The sequence below is a fragment of the Corticibacter populi genome (genome assembly GCF_004217315.1).
GTDB classification, from domain to species: Bacteria; Pseudomonadota; Gammaproteobacteria; order Burkholderiales; family Burkholderiaceae_C; genus Lampropedia; species Lampropedia populi.
In genome coordinates, this window is sequence record NZ_SGWR01000002.1 from 966647 (window position 1) to 984420 (window position 17774).

The window sequence follows — 17774 nt, forward strand, 5'->3', positions numbered from 1 at the left end:
GGGTCCTAGTTTAGCGGGGCTTGCCGCCGCATTGTGAATGCACTGGAAATTCCGTGCAAAGATCTTGCGGCGGCTCTTGCGGGATGTTGCAACCATTACCACCGATACCACCTCCATTGCGTGTGGTGTCACAGCATCAGGCGCTGGCGGCGGCGCGGTTGAGGCGGTCGCGCACACCATCCCAGGCGGAGCCGGCCGGCAGCTCCTCGATCCAGATCAGGCGCACGCCCAGGCCATCGAACTCGCGCAGCAGGCGGAACAGCTCGTGTGCGACCTGCTCGGGCTGCGCGGGCATGCGCCGCAGCACCAGTTCGCGCGAGGCGCTCTTCATCGGCGTGCGGCTGTAGACGGCGATGTGGCGCGCCTGGGCACCCAGCACATCGAGACCCGCCTGCAGCGACGCCGCATCCATCAGGCGGACCTTGGCGTTGGGCGCGTAATGAGCCGTCAGCGTGCCGGGAGCACGCGGCGTGTCATCTTCCGCGTCGTCGATCAGCGCGTGCTCACCCGGCCCGGTCGCGCCATGCACATCGACCGGCAAGCCGCACGCCTGGGCAATGGCCGCGGCCGCAATATGGCCCGGCCGCAGGATGACGGGCCGGCCCCGGCTGCAGTCGACGATGGTCGACTCGATGCCCACCTCGCAGTCGCCGCCGTCGAGCACCAGCAGGTCGTCACCGAACTCGGCCGCAACGTGCGCAGCGCTGGTCGGGCTGACGCGCCCGAAGCGGTTGGCGCTGGGCGCGGCAATGCCGCGCACCGGTGGCTCGGCCTGCAGCGCCGCCAGCATCAGCTGGCGCGCCACCGGGTGCGAGGGCGAACGCAGCCCGATGGTGGCCTGGCCGGCCGCCGCTGATTCTGCCGCGCCCGGACGGCGCGGCAGAATCAGCGTCAGCGGTCCAGGCCAGAAGGCCTGCATCAACGCCAGGGCAAATGGCGGAATGTCGGCGGCAAAGTGCTGCGCTGCCGCCACATCGGGCACGTGCACGATGAGCGGATGGTCGCTCGGGCGGCCCTTGCGCTCGTAGATGCGCGCCACTGCCGCGCCATTCTCCGCATCGGCGGCCAGCCCATAGACGGTCTCGGTCGGCAGGCCCAGCAGCTGGCCCTGCTGCAGCGCCTGAACGGCCGCGGCCATGGCGTGGGAATCGGGCAGGAGAATCATGGCGGGAGTGGCGGCTGGCGACGGCAATGCAGAAATGCGGAAATGTCAGAAGTCGAGTGGCAGGCCCAGTTGCCGGGCCGCGCGCGCGGCCGTCTCCAGCGCAACCTCCGTCGTGTCGGCAGTGATGGTGACGTGGCCCATCTTGCGGCCGCGGCGCGCCTCGGCCTTGCCATAAAGATGCAGGTGCACGCCCGGCAGGCCCAGAATGGCGGCCCAGTCCGGGGTGCGCGGGGCCTGCGAGCCGCTGGGGAACCACAGGTCGCCCAGCACATTGAGCATGACGGCCGGGCTGTGCTGGCGCGGCGCCGTCAACGGCAGTCCCGCCAGCGTGCGCACCTGCAACTCGAACTGCGAGACATCGCAGGCATCGATGCTGTAGTGGCCGCTGTTGTGCGGGCGCGGCGCCATTTCGTTGGCGACCACGCTGCCATCGCCAAGCACGAAGAACTCCACGCACAGCACGCCCACGTAACCGGTGCCCTCGGCGATGCGCCGCGCCGCCTGCAGCACCTGCTGGGCGACCGGCTCGGCGATGTGGCCCGGCAGCACCAGCGTGGTGGCCAGAATGCCGTTGCGGTGGATGTTGCGTTGCACCGGCAGGTGGACGATGGTGCCGTCGAAGCCGCGCGCCAGCACCACCGAGACCTCATAGTCGAGTTCCAGGCGCTGCTCCAGCACGCAGACCACCTGCCCAAGCGTCTGCCAGGCCTCGCGCAGCGCAGCGCGGTCGGCCACGGTGATCTGGCCCTTGCCGTCATAGCCGAGCCGGGCCGTCTTGAGGATGCCGGGCAGCAATTCCTCATCGACCGCCTGCAGCGCAGCCTCGGAATCGATGACGGCAAACGGTGCGCAGGGCACACCGAGCTGGCGGAAATGGTTTTTCTCGGTGGCACGGTCCTGGGCAATGGCCACCGCGGCCGCGGCCGGTGCCACACGCTTCAATTGCGCCAGTGCGGTCAGCGCGGCCGCCGGCACGTTCTCGAATTCGGTGGTGATGGCATCGGCCTCATGGGCCAGTGCGGCCAGTCCCTCGGCATTTTCATAGCCGGCGGCGACGTGTCGGTGGCTGACCAGTCCGGCCGGGCTGGCGGCATCCGGGTCCAGAACCGCCGTGCGGTAGCCCATGGACTGGGCGGCATGCACGAACATCTGTCCCAGTTGGCCGCCGCCCATGACCCCCAGCGTGGCGCCAGGCAGGATGGACGGGAAGGCGGCTGGCTCGTTGGTGGCATGCGCGCTCATATGCGGTGCAATCCTCTGTTGGTCGGTGGTTTTTCGTCCGGCGTCACGAAGCCAGGGGCGGCAGCGTCATGTTGCGCGCCACTTCCGTCTGCGCGGCGCGGAACTGCTGCAGCTTCTGCTGCAAGGCCTCGTCATGCAGCGCCAGCATGGCCACCGCAAACAGCGCGGCATTGGCGGCGCCGGCAGCGCCGATGGCAAAGGTGGCCACCGGCACGCCCTTGGGCATTTGCACGATGCTGTGCAGCGAATCAACGCCGTGCAGGTGCCGGCTGGCCACCGGCACGCCCAGCACCGGCACGGTGGTCTTGGCCGCCAGCATGCCCGGCAGGTGGGCCGCGCCACCGGCACCGGCAATGATGGCCTGCAGACCACGCGGACCGGCCGCCTCGGCGTAGGCGAACATGTCGTCGGGCATGCGATGGGCCGAAACCACACGTGCCTCATGGGCAACGGCGAACTGCTCGAGAATGGAGACGGCGTGCTGCATGGTGTCCCAGTCGCTGCTGGAACCCATGACCACGCCGACCTGAATGCGTGTCATGGCAAAGTCGGGGCAAGGCGGTTGAAAAGGCGGATTCTACGTGCTGGCTGGCCGCTCCATCGCGCCCGCCTTGCGAGGCACGGCCTTTTGCGGCCCATGCAAGCCCCATCCCCGCCCATGGCTGCGCCGGGCACTATATAGTTCTGTCATCCCCGTGCGCAAGCCGCAGACGCCATGGTAAACAGCCCGCGGCCATGCCATTCATCCCTTTCATGCCAACGCCGCCTGAGCGATTGAAGAGATTCCCATGATCGATGTCACCATTGAAAATTTCGAAGCCGAAGTGATCCACGCCTCCATGCAGACGCCGGTGCTGGTGGACTTCTGGGCACCCTGGTGCGGTCCCTGCCGCACGCTCGGACCCATCCTGGAAAAGCTGGAGACGGCCTATGGCGGCCGCTTCAAGCTCGTCAAGATCGACTCCGACCAGGAGCAGCAGATCGCCAGCATGTTCGGCGTGCGCAGCATTCCGACCTGTGTGCTGATGGTCGAAGGCCGCCCGGTCGATGGCTTCATGGGTGCGCTGCCGGAAGGGCAGGTGCGCGAGTTCCTCGACAAGCACCTGCCGGCCGGCGAAACCATCCCCGAGGAAGAGGACCTGCAGGAGCCAGAGCCGGAAACCGATCTGCAGACCCGCCTGGAGCAGCTGCAGAAAGCCGTGCAGGAAAAGCCGGACGATGAGCAGGCCCGGTTCGACTACGTCAAGCTGCTGCTGGAGATGGGCCTGGAGGACGAGGCCAAGGTGGCATTTGCCCCGGTCATCGCGCTGGCCGAGACGTCACAGCGCTACGGCGCGCTCAAGACCTGGATGGACGCGCTGGACCTGGTGCACCACCTCGGCGATGCCAATGCCCGCCTGAAGGAACTCGATGCCGCGATTGCCTCCAACCGCCGCGACTTCGCCGCCCGCTTAGAGCGCGCGCGCATCCTGCTCGCGCACAACCAGTGGACCGCCGCGATGGACGAGCTGCTGGAGATCCTGATGCGCGACAAGGGCTGGGAAGACGGCCTGGCCCGCAAGGCCTATGTGGCCATCCTGGAGCTGATTGAGCCGCCGCGCCCGCCGGTGGCCGAAGGCCAGATTCCGCCCGAGGACCCCACTGTGGCGAGCTACCGCCGGCGCCTCTCGAGCGTGGTGCTGAGCTGAGTCAAGGCCGGCCTGCCGCGCTTGCGGCACCATCGGGTGTCCGCAACGGCAGTTGCCATGATGGCCGATCCTTGCCCGCAAGAAGAGTGGCAGCCCAACAAGAATTCCCACGATGACATATCTCCTGGTCAAGGCCTTTCACATCATTTTCGTCACCAGCTGGTTTGCCGGCCTGTTCTACCTGCCGCGCATCTTCGTCAATCTGGCGGAGGTTCCGGCCAGCTCGGTGGCCGAGCAGGAGCGCCTGCTCGGCATGGCCCGCCGCCTGTTGCGCTTTACCACCATCCTGGCCGTGCCAGCCCTGGCACTGGGCCTGTGGCTGTGGCTGGGCTATGGCATCGGGCGCGGGCCCGGCAATGGCTGGATGCACGCCAAGCTGACCCTGGTGGTGCTGGTGCTGGGCTACCACCATGCCTGCGGGGTACTGCTGCGCAAGTTCGCGGCCGGACAGAACCAGCACTCATCGCGCTGGTACCGCTGGTTCAACGAAGTCAGTGTGCTGCTGCTCATCGGCATCGTGGTGCTGGTGGTGGCCAAGCCATTCTGAGCAGCCATCCCATCGTCGGAAACAGGCAATCATTTCACCGGGCATTCGCCCCGCATTCCAGACCTACAGGCGCAGTGTGACTGCGCCTGTTTTTTTGCCCATTTTTTCCGCCACTGCGCCATGACGGGGCCTGGTGACAGGCCTGTCAGGCAGAGCATTTGCACGTCTTTCCATTGTGCATTTCCAGCGTTTTCCGCATGTGGATAACTTTGTGGGGAAAACCGGGACTGATCGGAACTTATCCACAGGCAGGGGCATTTCCAGCCATCCATCCACATTGACGCATCCATCCCATCCCTTCTCCAACACATGGTTTAATGAATTCCAAGACATTGTTTTTCAATGAGAAAGAAAACTTATCCACAAAAAGATGGCAGGCTTACTACTATGACTACTTCTTTTCTTCCAAAAAGAAAACAGTGGTAGTGGAGCTGTTGAAAAGATGCTTTTTGCGTCGCGGCCATGCGTTGCCCATATCGGTTGAATGAAAATCAAGGAGCGGCGCCTGCGGTGCATGTGATTGCACGCCCGTCAGGTCACAACCCTTTTTGCAGTCGGCATTCATGGCAGAACAGATACAAGCACACACAATGACGGAAATCGATTTCGACAATCTCGATGCCTATGCACGCTACAAGCTGATGGCCAGTTTGATCGTGCCCAGGCCGATTGCACTGGTGACGACACTGGCTGCCGACGGCACGGTGAATGCGGCGCCGTTCAGCATGTTCAATATGGTCGGGGAGGAGCCACCGCTTCTGATGATCAGCATCAACAAGCTGGCAGAGGGATCGCTCAAGGACACGGCCGCGCACATCCTCCGCAGCGGCGAATTCGTGGTGCACATCACTGATGAGCCGATGGCAGCGGCCATGCACCGTTGCGGGGATGCCTTGCCGCGCACGCACAGTGAACTCGCCCATGCGGGCCTGACCGCCATGCCATCGCAGCGCGTGCGTCCGCCGCGCATTGGCGAAGCACCGGTGGCCTTCGAGTGCGTGCTGCACGAGACGCTGGAGAGCGCGAGTCGCTATGTTTTCATTGGCCGCGTGCTGTGGCTTGGTGCACGCCAGGGGCTGGTCGATACCGGGCGTTGGCGCGTGTCACTGCAGGATTATTTTCCGGTCGGGCGCTTCGGCGCGAGTTTCTACGTCGATTGCCGCAACCGCTTTGCCATCGATGGGGCGGGCCAGCCCGTGCGGTCAGGCACAGGCCGCGGTGTGCCTGCAGGCGCGGCCGACACCAGCACGGCAATCGATGAGATCTGATAGCGTTTTCAAAGCCTCGCCATGCTTGCCATGACACCTGAATGGCTCTGAAGGGCGCGCCGATGGCGCGTGGATGGAGCTCCGCCGGATTTCAACGGTTGGCGTCGAGGATGGCCATGGTGATGCGTGAAATGCAGACCATTTTGCCGGCGTCGTCGACGATCTCGATCTGCCAGACGTGGGTGGTGCGGCCCAGATGCACCGGTCGCGCCGTACCTGTGACCCAGCCGGAGGTGGCCGGGCGCAGGTGGTTGGCATTGATGTCCAGCCCCACGGCATGGCAGCCCTCGGCGGCGGCATAGTAGGCTCCCATCGAACCCAGGGTCTCGGCCAGTACCACGCTGCAGCCGCCATGCAGCAGCCCGAAAGGCTGCTTGGTGCGGGTATCGACCGGCATGCGGGCGCGCAGGAAATCATCGCCGATTTCGGTCGCTTCGATGCCCAGATGGCTCACCGCCGTGTTGGCATGTGACTTGGACATGAGTTCGAGGTTGAATTCTTTTTTCCAGATGGACATGGTGTTTGCGCCGCGTTGGAGAAATGGTCGCTCGATTCTATCGATGGGCGCAGCCGGCTGCTGTCGCCTGCGGTATGCGCCGGATGTCCCGCTTTCGCGGGCTATCACCGGGATGGCCGGACCTGGCGGCGCGGTATGCTTGACGCTTTGATTGTCAAAAGGAAACCCATGCCCGGACTGCTGCCCGATGTCGATCCCGATGGCCTGCTGGAGTTCTCGGTGGTCTACACCGATCGTGCGCTCAACCACATGTCGCAACGCTTTGTTGGCGTGATGCAGGACATTCTGGCCACGCTCAAGCAGGTCTACCAGGCCCATACCGCCGTGCTGGTGCCCGGTAGCGGCACCTTCGGCATGGAGGCGGTGGCACGCCAGTTCGCCAATGGGCAGAAAGTGCTGATCGTGCGCAACGGCTGGTTCAGCTACCGCTGGTCGCAGATCATCGGGATGGGCCAGTTCGGCCTGCCGGGCGGGGAGGTGGTCTGCCAGGCAAGCCCGCAGGGCGAGGGCGGCGAGGCGCCGTGGGCGCCGATGCCGGCGGAGCAGGTGGCCGAACGCATTCGCGCCGAGAAACCGGCGGTGGTGTTTGCCCCGCATTGCGAGACGGCCAGCGGCATACTGCTGCCCGATGCCTACATCCGAACTGTGGCCGAGGCCGCGCATGCCGTGGGCGCGCTGCTGGTGCTCGACTGCATTGCCTCGGGTGCCGTCTGGGTGGACATGCAGGCCACGGGCGTGGATGTACTGATCAGTGCGCCGCAAAAAGGCTGGAGCAGCTCGCCCTGCTGCGCGATGGTGATGCTTTCGCAGCGTGCGCGTGAAGCCATCGATGCCACGCAAAGTTCGAGCTTTGCCTGCGACCTGAAGAAATGGATGCAGATCGCCGAAGGCTATGAGAAGGGCCAGCATGCCTACCACACCACCATGCCCACTGATGCGCTGCTGCGCCTGCGCGATGTGATGCTGGAGACGCGCGAGCTGGGTTTCGAGCACATGCGCGAGCGCCAGATCGAACTGGGCACCAAAGTCCGCGCGCTGTTGGAGCAAAAAGGCTTTGCCAGCGTGGCCGCGGCAGGTTTCCAGTCGCCGGGTGTGGTGGTGAGCTATACCACCGACCCGGATATCCAGAGTGGCCGCAAGTTCCTGCAAGTGGGCCTGCAGGCCGCCTCGGGCGTGCCGCTGATGTGCGGCGAGGGGGCCGATTTCCGCACGTTCCGGCTGGGCCTTTTCGGCCTGGAGAAATGGCTGAACGTGGACCGCACGGTCGGCCACCTGCAGCAGGCGCTCGAACGAATGGGGGTCTGAGAACCTGTTCAAAGTCTCTGCATGGAGCCGCATGGCAACGCCATGCCCTGTGGGTTGCGGCTGAAATGCTGCGTCTGCGGCGTTGCAAAGCCTCGCCGGGCCACCAGCCCGGCTGCGTTTTGCGCCTTGCAGCCACAACCTTTCAACCACAACGGCTCTCATGCCAAGACTTTGAACAGGTTCTGAGACCAGTCTGGTCGTTGGCAGATGATGGTGTAGATGGTGGCCTGGTCCGGATCTGGGCTTGCGGTCAGGCGCTCCGCTTCAGGCGGCCACCGCTTCCCGGACCTTCATGCTGCCGGTGCGCTCGAAACGGGCATGCCAGGAAAGGGCCTCGTCCAGTAGCATCGGCGTGTGCTTGCCGCGTGAGTGGTGCAGCGCTCGCTCAAAATATTCCTGCAGCATGGGCCGGTACTCGGGCGCGCTGCAGTTGTCGATGATGAGGCGGGCGCGCTGCTTGGGGGCTAGGCCGCGCAGGTCGGCCAGGCCGCGTTCGGTCACCAGGATCTGCACGTCATGCTCGGTGTGGTCGACGTGCGAGACGGCCGGTACGATGCAGGAGATGTCGCCACCCCTGGCGCTGGACTTGGCCATGAAGATCGACAGGTAGGCATTGCGGGCGAAATCGCCCGAGCCGCCGATGCCGTTCATGATGGACGAGCCCATCACGTGTGTGGAGTTGACGTTGCCGTAGATGTCGGCCTCGATCATCGCGTTCATGGCGATCACGCCCAGGCGCCGGATCAGCTCCGGGTGGTTGCTCATCTCCTGCGGGCGCAACACGATCTTGTCGCGGTAGAAGTCGATGTTGTCGACGAAGTCCTGTTCGCCTTCGGGGCTGAGCGAAAAGCCCGTCGCTGAGGCGCCGACCATTTTGCCCGAGCGCAGCATGGCCAGCATGCCATCCTGCATGACCTCGGTGAAGGCCGTCAGGTTCTCGAACGGGCCATTGTTGAGCCCGGCCAGCACCGCATTGGCGATGTTGCCCACACCCGACTGCAGCGGCAGCAGGCTTTTGGGCAGCCGGCCATGGCGGACCTCGCTTTTGAAGAAGTCGATCAGGTGGCCGGCGATCTGCTCGGAGTCGGCATCGGCGGGCTTGAAGGGCGAATTGCGGTCGGCCTTGTGGGTTGGCACGACCGCGATCACCTTGGCCGGGTCGCAGCGCAGGTAGGGCTCGCCAATGCGGTCATGCGGGTGCACCAGCGGAATCGGCACGCGGTGCGGCGGCAGCTGCGTGCCGTAGTAGACGTCGTGCATGCCGGCCAGGCCCAGCGGCTGGCGTTCGTTGACTTCTAGGATGACGAGATCCGCCTGGTCCAGCCAGGTTTTGTTGTTGCCCACCGAGGTCGATGGAATCAGCCTGCCGTCGGGCAGGATGCCGGCGACCTCGATCAAGGCCACGTTGAGCTTGCCGAAGAAGCCGAACCAGACATACTGCGCCACATGCGAGAGGTGCATGTCGATGTAGTTGATGTCGCCCTGGTTGATGCGCTCGCGGCTGGTCGGGTCGGACTGGTAGGGCAGGCGCATGTTGATGCCATTGACCTTGGCCAGTGCGCCGTCGATCTCGGGCCCGGTGGAGGCGCCGGTCCACATGCCGATCTTGAAATGGTGGCCCTGGGCCAGTTGCGCCTCGATGCGCCTGGCCAGCGCCATGGGCACTTCCTTGGGCGCGCCCGAGCCGGTGAAGCCGCTCATGCCGACGTTGCAGCCTTCGGGAATCAGGGCCGCGGCGGCATCGGCGGACATGATCTTGCTCTTGAAGGCCGGACATTGGATGCGATCGTATTCAGGCATTGTCTCGTGGGTGTCAGAACCGGTTGGAACAAGCCTGTGATGCTACCCCTGACGGGTGGATCAGTCATGGTTTCTAACTAGGTATTAACCCTTGAATAATCGCTTCATCGGTCCGGCAGACCCTCAATTTTTCATATATCGATAATCGACCTCTGTATTTTGAAAATGCAGACCGATTATGTTGCATTGCAATAAATGCATATTGCAGTGCAATAAATACCGTGATTATGGGTCTGGATGCCTGGATTCGTGCCAGCCCTTGCAGCCAAGGCCCCGGCGGGCGGGCGCCGCCACAGAGGGGCAAGCCCGATATCGCATCGGTGACAGGCTCCCCGTGAAAACACCAAGGTGCCCGAAGGCCGCCGTGCTTACCCTCGAAGGCCATGAACACACCGGCCTACATCCCGCAAATCCGCCTCTACCAGGATTGGCTGGCCCGCACGCGTGGGCTGCATTTCGATGATTACGACCAGCTCTGGCGGTGGTCCACCACCGAACTGGAGGCATTCTGGGCCAGTATCTGGGAATATTTCGACATCCAGTCGCATACGCCATACGAGAAAGTGCTGGCAGAGAATGTGATGCCCGGCGCGCACTGGTTCACCGGCGCGCAGGTCAATTTCGCGCAGCAGGTGCTGCGGCATGTCGATGCGGCCGCGGCCGCCGGTCTGCCCGCCATCATTGCCGACAACGAGGAAGGCGTGGCCAGCACGCTGTCCTGGCCCGAGCTGCACCAGCAGGTTGCGGCGCTGGCGGTCCATCTGCAGGAGCTGGGCGTGCAGCCGGGCGATCGCGTGGCAGCCTACCTGCCCAACATCCCGCAGACCATCGTGGCGTTTCTGGCCACCGCCAGCATCGGCGCAGTCTGGAGTGTGTGCGCTCCCGACATGGGCACCCATGCCGTGTTGGATCGCTTCCGACAGATCGAACCGGTGGTGCTGATCGGGGTCGATGGCGTGTTCTATGGCGGCAAGGCCATCGACCGGCAGGACGTATGCCAGCAGATCCTCGCCGCGCTGCCCAGCGTGCGCCATGCCATCGTGGTCGGCAATCGTGACCCCGAGGTGTCATGGCCCGGCTGGCAGCGTTTTGCCGATCTGCTGCGGCGCGACAGCGCCTCCGTACAGGCCTTCGAGCCGCGCTGGCTGCCGTTCGAGCATCCGCTGTGGATCGTCTACTCCAGCGGCACCACGGGCCTGCCCAAGCCCATCGTGCATGGCCATGGCGGCATGATGCTGGTGCAGCTGCAACTGGGCACGCTGCACAACGACATCGGCTGCAGCTATGCTGCCAACAGCCTCGGCGAGCGCTACCACTGGTACAGCTCGACCGGCTGGGTGATGTGGAACGCCCAGGTCGGCGGCCTGCTGGCTGGCACCACCATCGTGATCTTCGACGGCAACCCCGCCGGCGCGCGCGACAGGCCCGACATGAGCACGCTGTGGCGCTTTGCCGCGCGCCACCGCGTCACCTTCTTCGGTGTGGGCGCGGCTTTCTACGCCTTGTGCGCCAAGGCGGATATCGATCCGGCCCAGTGCGGCGACCTGCGCCGCATCCGCGTGCTGGGCAGCACCGGCTCCCCACTGAGCGAGGACGTACAGAACTGGGGCACGGCGTTCATGCGCCGCGCCGGCGTGGCTGGCAAAGACGGGCAGGGCATCTGGTGGAGCAACATCTCGGGCGGAACGGATTTCGCCGGCGCCTTTCTCGGTGGCAACCGCGAGCTGCCACAGACGCCCGGACGCATGCAATGCCGCATGCTGGGCGCGGCCGTGCAGGCCTGGGACGAAACCGGCCAGGCGGTGGCAGACCAGGTGGGTGAGCTGGTCTGCACCCAACCGATCCCCTCGATGCCGCTGTACCTGTGGGGCGATGCCGATGGCAGCCGCTACCGCAGCAGCTATTTCGACACCTACGCGCCCGGCCACGGGCGCCATCCGCACGGCGGCGATCTGCCGCCCTCAGCCGGCGCGGTGTGGCGGCATGGCGATTGGCTGAGCATCGGTGGCGATGGCAGCTGCGTGATCTATGGCCGCTCGGATGCCACCATCAACCGCCACGGCCTGCGCATGGGCACCAGCGAGGTCTACAGCGCCGTCGAGGCCCTGCCCGAAGTGCTCGATGCGCTGGTGGTCGATCTGGAGTACCTGGGGCGCGCGAGCCATATGCCGCTCTTCGTGGTGCTGCGCGAAGGCGTGGTGCTCGACGCCGCGCTGCGCCAGCGCATCGACGATGCGATCCGAGTGGCGCTTTCGCCGCGCTTCGTGCCCGATGCCATCGTGCAGGTTGCGCAGGTGCCGCGCACGCTGAGCGGCAAGAAGCAGGAACTGCCGATCAAGAAGCTGTTGCTGGGCCAGCCGGTCGAGAAAATCATCAACCGCGACACCATGGCCAACCCCGACTGCCTGGATTGGTACGTGGACTTTGCGCAGCGGCACCTGAGCAACGTACCGGCCGCATCGCAGGCCTGAGAACCCGTGACAAGGGCCCGCTCGCGCCACATCAATGCATCATTGAATCACTGCACGGGCCGGTAGTAGCGCCTGCCGTTGAAGTCGCGGTATTCGTACTGCTGCGCCTGCACGGGCGCCGGCTGGGCCTGGTAGTAGGGCTGCGCAACAGGTGCCTGGTAGGTCTGCACCGGTTGGCTGTAGACCGGTTGCGACTGCACATAGGCCGCAGGCGGATAGGCTCCATTGTCGTAATAGCCGCCCTGATAGGACCCTTGGTAGGCCGGTGCGGGTGGCGCGTAGGCACTCGCCTGCGGCTGGCTGGGCGCGGCCGATTGCGACAGCGCATAACCCAGAATGCCACCGATCAGCAATGCCCCGATCGCCACGTCGGCATGGTTGCTGCGGCGGGATTCGTAGCGCTGGCGCGGTGGCTGGTAGGGGCGGCCCGGGCCGCCATACTGGTGGCTGTGACCGTTGCTGTAGCCACTGCCATAGCCAGGGTGGTAACCGCGGTCGTACCGCTGGCCGTAGCCTTGCTGGGCCATGGCCGAGCCGGCCGCCAGCAGGGCTGCCAAAGCCAGTGCGATGCCGGTGAGTTGTCTGGGCATATCGAAAATCCTTTCAACCGGATGAGCAGTATCCATGCAGCCATCAACGCGGCTGCGAGCACATCAGCTTACACAGCGCATGTAAAGCTGCAATAACGACAGGTTTCGCTGTCGAGAACAGGTATTGAGGGTGGCAGGATCGCCTTGGCGCGGATAATCGCGCTCCATGGCATTGATTTCCCTTTTGAACCTGCAGCTGGCCTTTGGCGATGTGGCCCTGCTCGACCAGGCCGACTTCAGCGTCGAAGCCAATGAACGCATCGCCTTCATTGGTCGCAATGGCGCCGGCAAGTCCTCGCTGCTGAAAATCATGGCGGGCCTGGCCTACGCCGATGATGGCAGCATCCACATCCAGAACGGTCTGCGCATGGCCTATGTGCCGCAGGAACCGGTACTGGATGCCGACGCCCGTATTTTCGAGGCGGTCTCGGCGGGTCTGGCCGAGGTGATCGCGCTGCGCGACCAGTACCTGCGGCACGAGGACGGCGTGGACCTGGATGCGCTGCAGTCAAGCATCGAGGCTGTCGATGGCTGGAACTGGGAGCAACGCGTCGAGGAAACCCTGCAGCGCCTGCACCTGGACAAGGACACGCTGGTGGGCACGCTCTCGGGCGGCAACAAGAAACGCGTGGCGCTGGCCCAGGCGCTGGTGACCAAGCCCGACCTGCTGCTGCTCGACGAGCCGACCAATCACCTCGACCTCGATTCCATCGCCTGGCTCGAAGAATTGTTGCTGGATTTCAAGGGCAGCATCGTCGTCATCACCCACGACCGGGCCTTTCTCGACCGCGTCGCCACCCGGGTGGTCGAGCTCGATCGGGGCAAGCTGCGCTCCTACCCCGGCAACTACAGCCAGTACCGCGCCCAGAAGGAACAGCAACTGGCGCAGGAGGCCATCGAAAGCGCCAAGGCCGACAAGCTGCTGGCACAGGAGGAGGTGTGGATCCGCAAGGGAGTGGAGGCGCGCCGCACGCGCAGCGTTAGCCGCATTGCCCGGCTCGAGGAACTGCGCCGCCAGCGTGCCGAGCGCCGCAACGCACAGGGCAATGTGCGCATGGAGGTCGCCAGCGGCGAATCCAGCGGCAAGCTCGTGGCCGAATTGCAGGACGTCCACAAGGCCTATGGCGAGAAGGTGCTCATCAAGGATCTCAGCACCACCATCCTGCGCGGCGACAAGATCGGCCTGTTGGGGCCCAATGGTGCGGGCAAGTCCACGCTGCTCAAGCTGATCCTGGGCCAGATCCAGCCCGATGCCGGTCGCATTCGCCAGGGCACCAACCTGCGGATTGCCTATTTCGACCAGATGCGCGAGGCCATCGACCTTGAGGCCACGCTGGAGGATTTCATCAGTCCGGGCAGCGAATGGATCGAGATCGGCAACCAGAAGAAGCACGTCAAGAGCTACCTGGGCGATTTCCTGTTCTCGCCACGGCGCGCGCTCTCACCGGTCAAATCGCTCTCGGGTGGCGAACGCAACCGCTTGCTGCTGGCGCGCCTGTTCGCGCAGCCGGCCAATGTGCTGGTGCTCGACGAGCCGACCAACGACCTCGACATGGAAACCCTGGAACTGCTCGAAGAACTGCTGCAGACCTATGACGGCACGGTGTTCCTGGTGAGCCACGACCGTGCCTTCGTCGATAACGTGGTCACCAGCATCCTGGCCGCTGAAGGCGATGGCCTGTGGCGCGAATACGAAGGCAGCGTGCAGGACTGGCTGCTGCAGTCGCAGCGCAGCCGTGACATTGCCGCGCAACGCCAGGCCGCGCAGCAGAAGGCTGTGGTGCCAGCCCAGAAAGCGCCAACGCCAGCTACACCTGCCACGCAGCCCGCGAGCAAGCGCAAGCTCAGCTACAAGGAGCAGCGCGAACTGGAGGCCCTGCCGGCCCGCATCGAGGCACTGGAGGCCGAACAGGCGGACATCCATGCCCAGTTGGCCGATGGCAGCCTGTATGGCACGGACCATCAGCGCGCCATGGCCCTCACCGAACGGGCTGCCGCCATCGAGGAGGAACTGATGCAGGCGCTGGAGCGCTGGGAAGCATTGGGCGGCTGAAGTCGGCCCAGCGCTGGAAAAAGAAAAAGCCACTGTCATAGTGGCTTTTTTATGGCTCGTACACGGTCATTCCACCTGCAGGGTGAGACCGTGCACGGACAGGATCGCTCTTCACACAAGGCGAAAACGGTAAGAAAAGCGCGATGCCAATGTTCTCACCATGACTATGAAGACTTTTTAAAAAAAGGAAATAGTCATAGTAATAGGCCTGCTGCCGTTCTGTTGACAAGTGCTCTTTTCCTTTTCAGAACAGCTGGTTGCAGACCTGGAAAGCATGTGTTGCAACGGCGGTAAACAGCAGGTCCGATTGTGGATGGATCACCTCTCGGGCTCCAATCTGTGGACAAGTGGTCTTTTATTCCCGGCGCTGCCCAAAGACTTGTCCACAGCTTGTCATGGCCCGCGGCTGCCGTCCGCGACGGTGCTGCTCAGCCCAGCGCGGGATAGTCGGTATAGCCGGTGGCGCCACCGCCATAAAAGGTGGCACGCTCGGGTGTGTTCAGCGCCGCATCGCGCTGCCAGCGTTCGACCAGGTCCGGGTTGGCAATGAAGGGCCTGCCAATGGCGACGATGTCGGCCTGGCCAGCCTGCAGGACCTGCTCGGCCAGCGCCTTGTCATAGCCGTTGTTGACCATCCAGGCGGCCGTGCCCCCCGCAGTGCGGTAGGCGTGGCGCAAGGCCGCATAGTCGAAAGGCCGCTCGGGCAGCACGCGCGGGCCGCCGGTGGCGCCTTCGATGATGTGGATGTAGGCCAGTGCATGGCCCGCCAGTTGCTGCAGCACGTAGGTGAACAGCGGCTGCGGGTCGGCATCCTCGATGCCATTGGCCGGCGTGACGGGCGAGAGGCGGATGCCGGTGCGGCCGGCGCCGATCTCCCCGGCAATGGCCGCCACCACTTCCAGCAGCAGGCGGGCGCGGTTCTCGATGCTTCCGCCATAGGCGTCGGTACGCTGGTTGGCGCCGGTCTTGAGGAACTGGTCGATCAAATAGCCATTGGCGGCGTGGATTTCGATGCCATCGAAGCCTGCCTCGATGGCCGCGGCGGCGGCACGGCGGTAGTCGGCAATGATGCCGGGGAGTTCATCGAGCGCGAGCGCGCGGGGCGTGGAGGTTTCCACGAATGCGCCCTGACCATTGGCATCGATCACATAGGTCTTGGTGGCTGCTGCCAGCGCCGACGGGGCTACCGGCGCAGCGCCGCCAGGCTGCAGGCTGACATGCGAGACGCGCCCGACGTGCCAGAGCTGCGTGACGATGGCGCCGCCCCTGGCATGCACCGCAGCGGTCACGGGCTTCCAACCCTCGATCTGCTCGGGCGCATACAGCCCCGGCACGTCGGCATAGCCCTGGCCCTGCTGGCTGATGGCGGTGCCTTCGGTGATGATCAGGCCGGCGCTGGCGCGCTGGGCATAGTATTCGGCATTGAGGGCGTTGGGCACGGCGCGTGGCGAGCGGTTGCGCGTCAGCGGCGCCATGGCGATGCGGTTGCGCAGATGCAGGCTGCCGGCCTGCACAGGCGTGAACAGGATGGAACTCATGGAGTGACGGACCTTTCGTCTTTTTTGCAGGTTTACTTGAGCAGGCCTTCGGCCTTCAGCGCGGCCTGCACGGCTGGGCGTGCCGCCACGCGGTCGCGGTGGGCCTGCAGGTGCGGATAGGCGCCGATGTCGAACTTCACAGGCACCGTCCAGCTGGTGACGGTGAACAGATAGGCATCGGCAACGCCGAACGATTCGCCGCAGAAGTAGGGCTGTGTGGCCAGTACGTTATCGACGAACTGGAAACGGTTCTGCAATGCCGCCACGGCATCTTGGCGCGCCTGCTCGGCGCTGCCGGGCTTGAACAGCGGGCCGAAGTTCTTGTGCAGTTCGGTGCTGATGAAATTCAGGCGGCTTTGCAGCACGTAGCGCTCGAAGCTGCCATTGGCCGGCGCGAGCTGCTTGTCCGGCACCTGGTCGGCCAGGTACTGCACGATGGCCACGCCTTCGGTGAGGCGGCGGCCGTCGTCGAGCTCCAGCACCGGCACATAGCCGAGTGGATTGATGGTGTAGAAGTCGGTGCCGTCGCGCAGCTTGTGGGTCTTGGTGCTGGCCAGCACCAGTTCGTGCGGCAGGCCCGCCTCCTGCAGGATGATGTGCGGGGAAAGTGAACAGGCGCCGGGGCTGTAGTAGAGCTTCATGCAATCCTCTTGGTGATGGGAAAACGGTCCCGAAGGGACGATTGGCGCGGTGCTGCGCAGCGCCGGCGCCACTGACCATTCGACTATAGCCAGAATCACCAGAAGGTGCTTGTGTGGGCTCGTCCGGCCGGACCGGAACGCCTTGCACGATAGGCGCGGCCAAGACAAAAAAAGGTGACCGGGGTCATCCCCCGGTCACCCGGCTTGTCGTGCGCGCATGTTTGCAGCACCCCAGGACCAGGACATGGCCCTGGCGCCCGTCAGTCTTGCTTGGTGCGCAGGATGGAGCCGTCGGCTGCGTCGATCTTCACCTCGAAGATGCGGCCGTCGGCCTGCAGGATGTCGACCTCGTAGCTGGTCTTGCCCCAGTGGGAGTCAAGCTGCGCCGAGAAGGGCGTGCCCGGGGTGTTCTTGACGGCGGCATCGATGGCCTGGGTGATGTCGATGCGCGCTTCCTCCAGGCGCGACAAGTCCTTGCGCGACGCCTTGCCATCATTCTTGAACTGGTCGATGGCGCCGGTGGCGGCATTGACGTGCACCTCGATGTTCTCCTGCTGCGCGGTGATGATCTCCAGTTCGTAGCGCACCACGCCATCGTCACGGTCGAGATCGATGTCGATGACCTTCCCGGGAGCGGCTTCGAGGCCCTTCTCGATGGCCTGTGGCAGGCTGAGGCTGGCGCTCGAGAGACGGGCGCGGACTTCATCGGGCGAGTCGGCCAGCGCTGGCGCGGCCAGGCTGAAGGCCATGGCGGCCGCTGCCAGGATGTTGCGAGCGTTCACTTCGGATGTTTTGATTGTGGTCATTGGTTCCTCCTGTGTTGATCAAGGCACCATTTTGGCGCAGTATTTAGGCCGTGTTTGTCATCCAAGGCCGCATTGCCGGTGCGGGATTGTTCCACGTGAAACAGGCCTGTCCGTATGGGTTTCCTTCCTGACGGCATGGCGGG

General features: G+C 64.5%; 16 protein-coding genes. 6 read left to right on the forward strand and 10 right to left on the reverse strand.

Going from position 1 to position 17774, the window contains the following annotated elements:
* Positions 1-136: 136 nt before the first annotated feature.
* From EV687_RS10510 to purE, 3 genes are read right to left on the reverse strand one after another with little or no spacing between them, the layout of a single operon-like run.
* Positions 137-1165 (reverse strand): L-threonylcarbamoyladenylate synthase, encoded by a 1029-nt coding sequence (locus EV687_RS10510; RefSeq protein WP_122230069.1) that lies wholly within the window; start codon positions 1163-1165, stop codon positions 137-139.
* 45 nt (positions 1166-1210) lie between these two features.
* Complete coding sequence (locus EV687_RS10515) at positions 1211-2407, reverse strand: 5-(carboxyamino)imidazole ribonucleotide synthase (protein WP_122230068.1); 1197 nt, start codon at positions 2405-2407, stop codon at positions 1211-1213.
* 43 nt (positions 2408-2450) lie between these two features.
* Complete coding sequence (purE, locus tag EV687_RS10520) at positions 2451-2948, reverse strand: 5-(carboxyamino)imidazole ribonucleotide mutase (RefSeq protein ID WP_122230066.1); 498 nt, start codon at positions 2946-2948, stop codon at positions 2451-2453.
* A gap of 247 nt (positions 2949-3195) precedes the next feature.
* On the opposite strand from purE, the gene trxA reads away from it, so the two are divergent.
* Positions 3196-4095 (forward strand): thioredoxin, encoded by a 900-nt coding sequence (trxA, locus tag EV687_RS10525; protein ID WP_122230065.1) that lies wholly within the window; start codon positions 3196-3198, stop codon positions 4093-4095.
* Between the two features lie 112 nt (positions 4096-4207).
* Positions 4208-4642: a CopD family protein gene (locus EV687_RS10530; protein WP_122230063.1), complete on the forward strand. Its 435-nt coding sequence runs from the start codon at positions 4208-4210 to the stop codon at positions 4640-4642.
* Positions 4643-5033: 391 nt separating this feature from the next.
* Here the strand turns inward: EV687_RS10530 and EV687_RS18950 are convergent, their stop codons facing one another.
* Positions 5034-5207, reverse strand: coding sequence for a hypothetical protein (locus EV687_RS18950; protein ID WP_165392817.1), 174 nt, complete (start codon positions 5205-5207; stop codon positions 5034-5036).
* 25 nt (positions 5208-5232) lie between these two features.
* On the opposite strand from EV687_RS18950, the gene EV687_RS10535 reads away from it, so the two are divergent.
* Entirely contained in the window at positions 5233-5910 is a 678-nt protein-coding gene (locus EV687_RS10535) for a flavin reductase family protein (protein ID WP_122230061.1), read from the forward strand.
* Positions 5911-6001: 91 nt separating this feature from the next.
* Here EV687_RS10535 and EV687_RS10540 read toward each other — a convergent pair whose 3' ends face one another.
* The gene (locus EV687_RS10540) at positions 6002-6427 is read right to left on the reverse strand and encodes a hotdog fold thioesterase (RefSeq protein ID WP_122230059.1); all 426 of its coding nucleotides are present in this window, start codon (positions 6425-6427) and stop codon (positions 6002-6004) included.
* 168 nt (positions 6428-6595) lie between these two features.
* On the opposite strand from EV687_RS10540, the gene EV687_RS10545 reads away from it, so the two are divergent.
* The gene (locus EV687_RS10545) at positions 6596-7732 is read left to right on the forward strand and encodes a pyridoxal-phosphate-dependent aminotransferase family protein (protein WP_122230057.1); all 1137 of its coding nucleotides are present in this window, start codon (positions 6596-6598) and stop codon (positions 7730-7732) included.
* Between the two features lie 264 nt (positions 7733-7996).
* Here the strand turns inward: EV687_RS10545 and EV687_RS10550 are convergent, their stop codons facing one another.
* Positions 7997-9532: an acetyl-CoA hydrolase/transferase family protein gene (locus EV687_RS10550; RefSeq protein ID WP_122230055.1), complete on the reverse strand. Its 1536-nt coding sequence runs from the start codon at positions 9530-9532 to the stop codon at positions 7997-7999.
* A 383-nt stretch (positions 9533-9915) separates the two neighbouring features.
* Here EV687_RS10550 and EV687_RS10555 point away from each other — a divergent pair, with 383 nt between their 5' ends.
* Positions 9916-12003 carry an acetoacetate--CoA ligase gene (locus EV687_RS10555; RefSeq protein WP_122230053.1) on the forward strand — a complete coding sequence of 696 codons (2088 nt, stop codon included), beginning with the start codon at positions 9916-9918 and terminating at the stop codon, positions 12001-12003.
* Between the two features lie 47 nt (positions 12004-12050).
* Here the strand turns inward: EV687_RS10555 and EV687_RS10560 are convergent, their stop codons facing one another.
* Entirely contained in the window at positions 12051-12593 is a 543-nt protein-coding gene (locus EV687_RS10560) for a hypothetical protein (RefSeq protein ID WP_122230051.1), read from the reverse strand.
* Positions 12594-12759: 166 nt separating this feature from the next.
* Here EV687_RS10560 and EV687_RS10565 point away from each other — a divergent pair, with 166 nt between their 5' ends.
* Positions 12760-14646, forward strand: a complete 1887-nt coding sequence (locus EV687_RS10565) for an ATP-binding cassette domain-containing protein (protein ID WP_122230049.1) — start codon at positions 12760-12762, stop codon at positions 14644-14646.
* Between the two features lie 428 nt (positions 14647-15074).
* Here EV687_RS10565 and EV687_RS10570 read toward each other — a convergent pair whose 3' ends face one another.
* From EV687_RS10570 to EV687_RS10580, 3 genes are all read right to left on the reverse strand, one after another.
* Positions 15075-16184 (reverse strand): alkene reductase, encoded by a 1110-nt coding sequence (locus EV687_RS10570; protein WP_122230047.1) that lies wholly within the window; start codon positions 16182-16184, stop codon positions 15075-15077.
* 32 nt (positions 16185-16216) lie between these two features.
* Positions 16217-16825, reverse strand: coding sequence for a glutathione transferase GstA (gstA, locus tag EV687_RS10575; protein ID WP_122230045.1), 609 nt, complete (start codon positions 16823-16825; stop codon positions 16217-16219).
* Between the two features lie 260 nt (positions 16826-17085).
* Positions 17086-17631, reverse strand: a complete 546-nt coding sequence (locus EV687_RS10580; RefSeq protein WP_122230043.1) for a PepSY domain-containing protein — start codon at positions 17629-17631, stop codon at positions 17086-17088.
* Between the last annotated feature and the right edge of the window lie 143 nt (positions 17632-17774).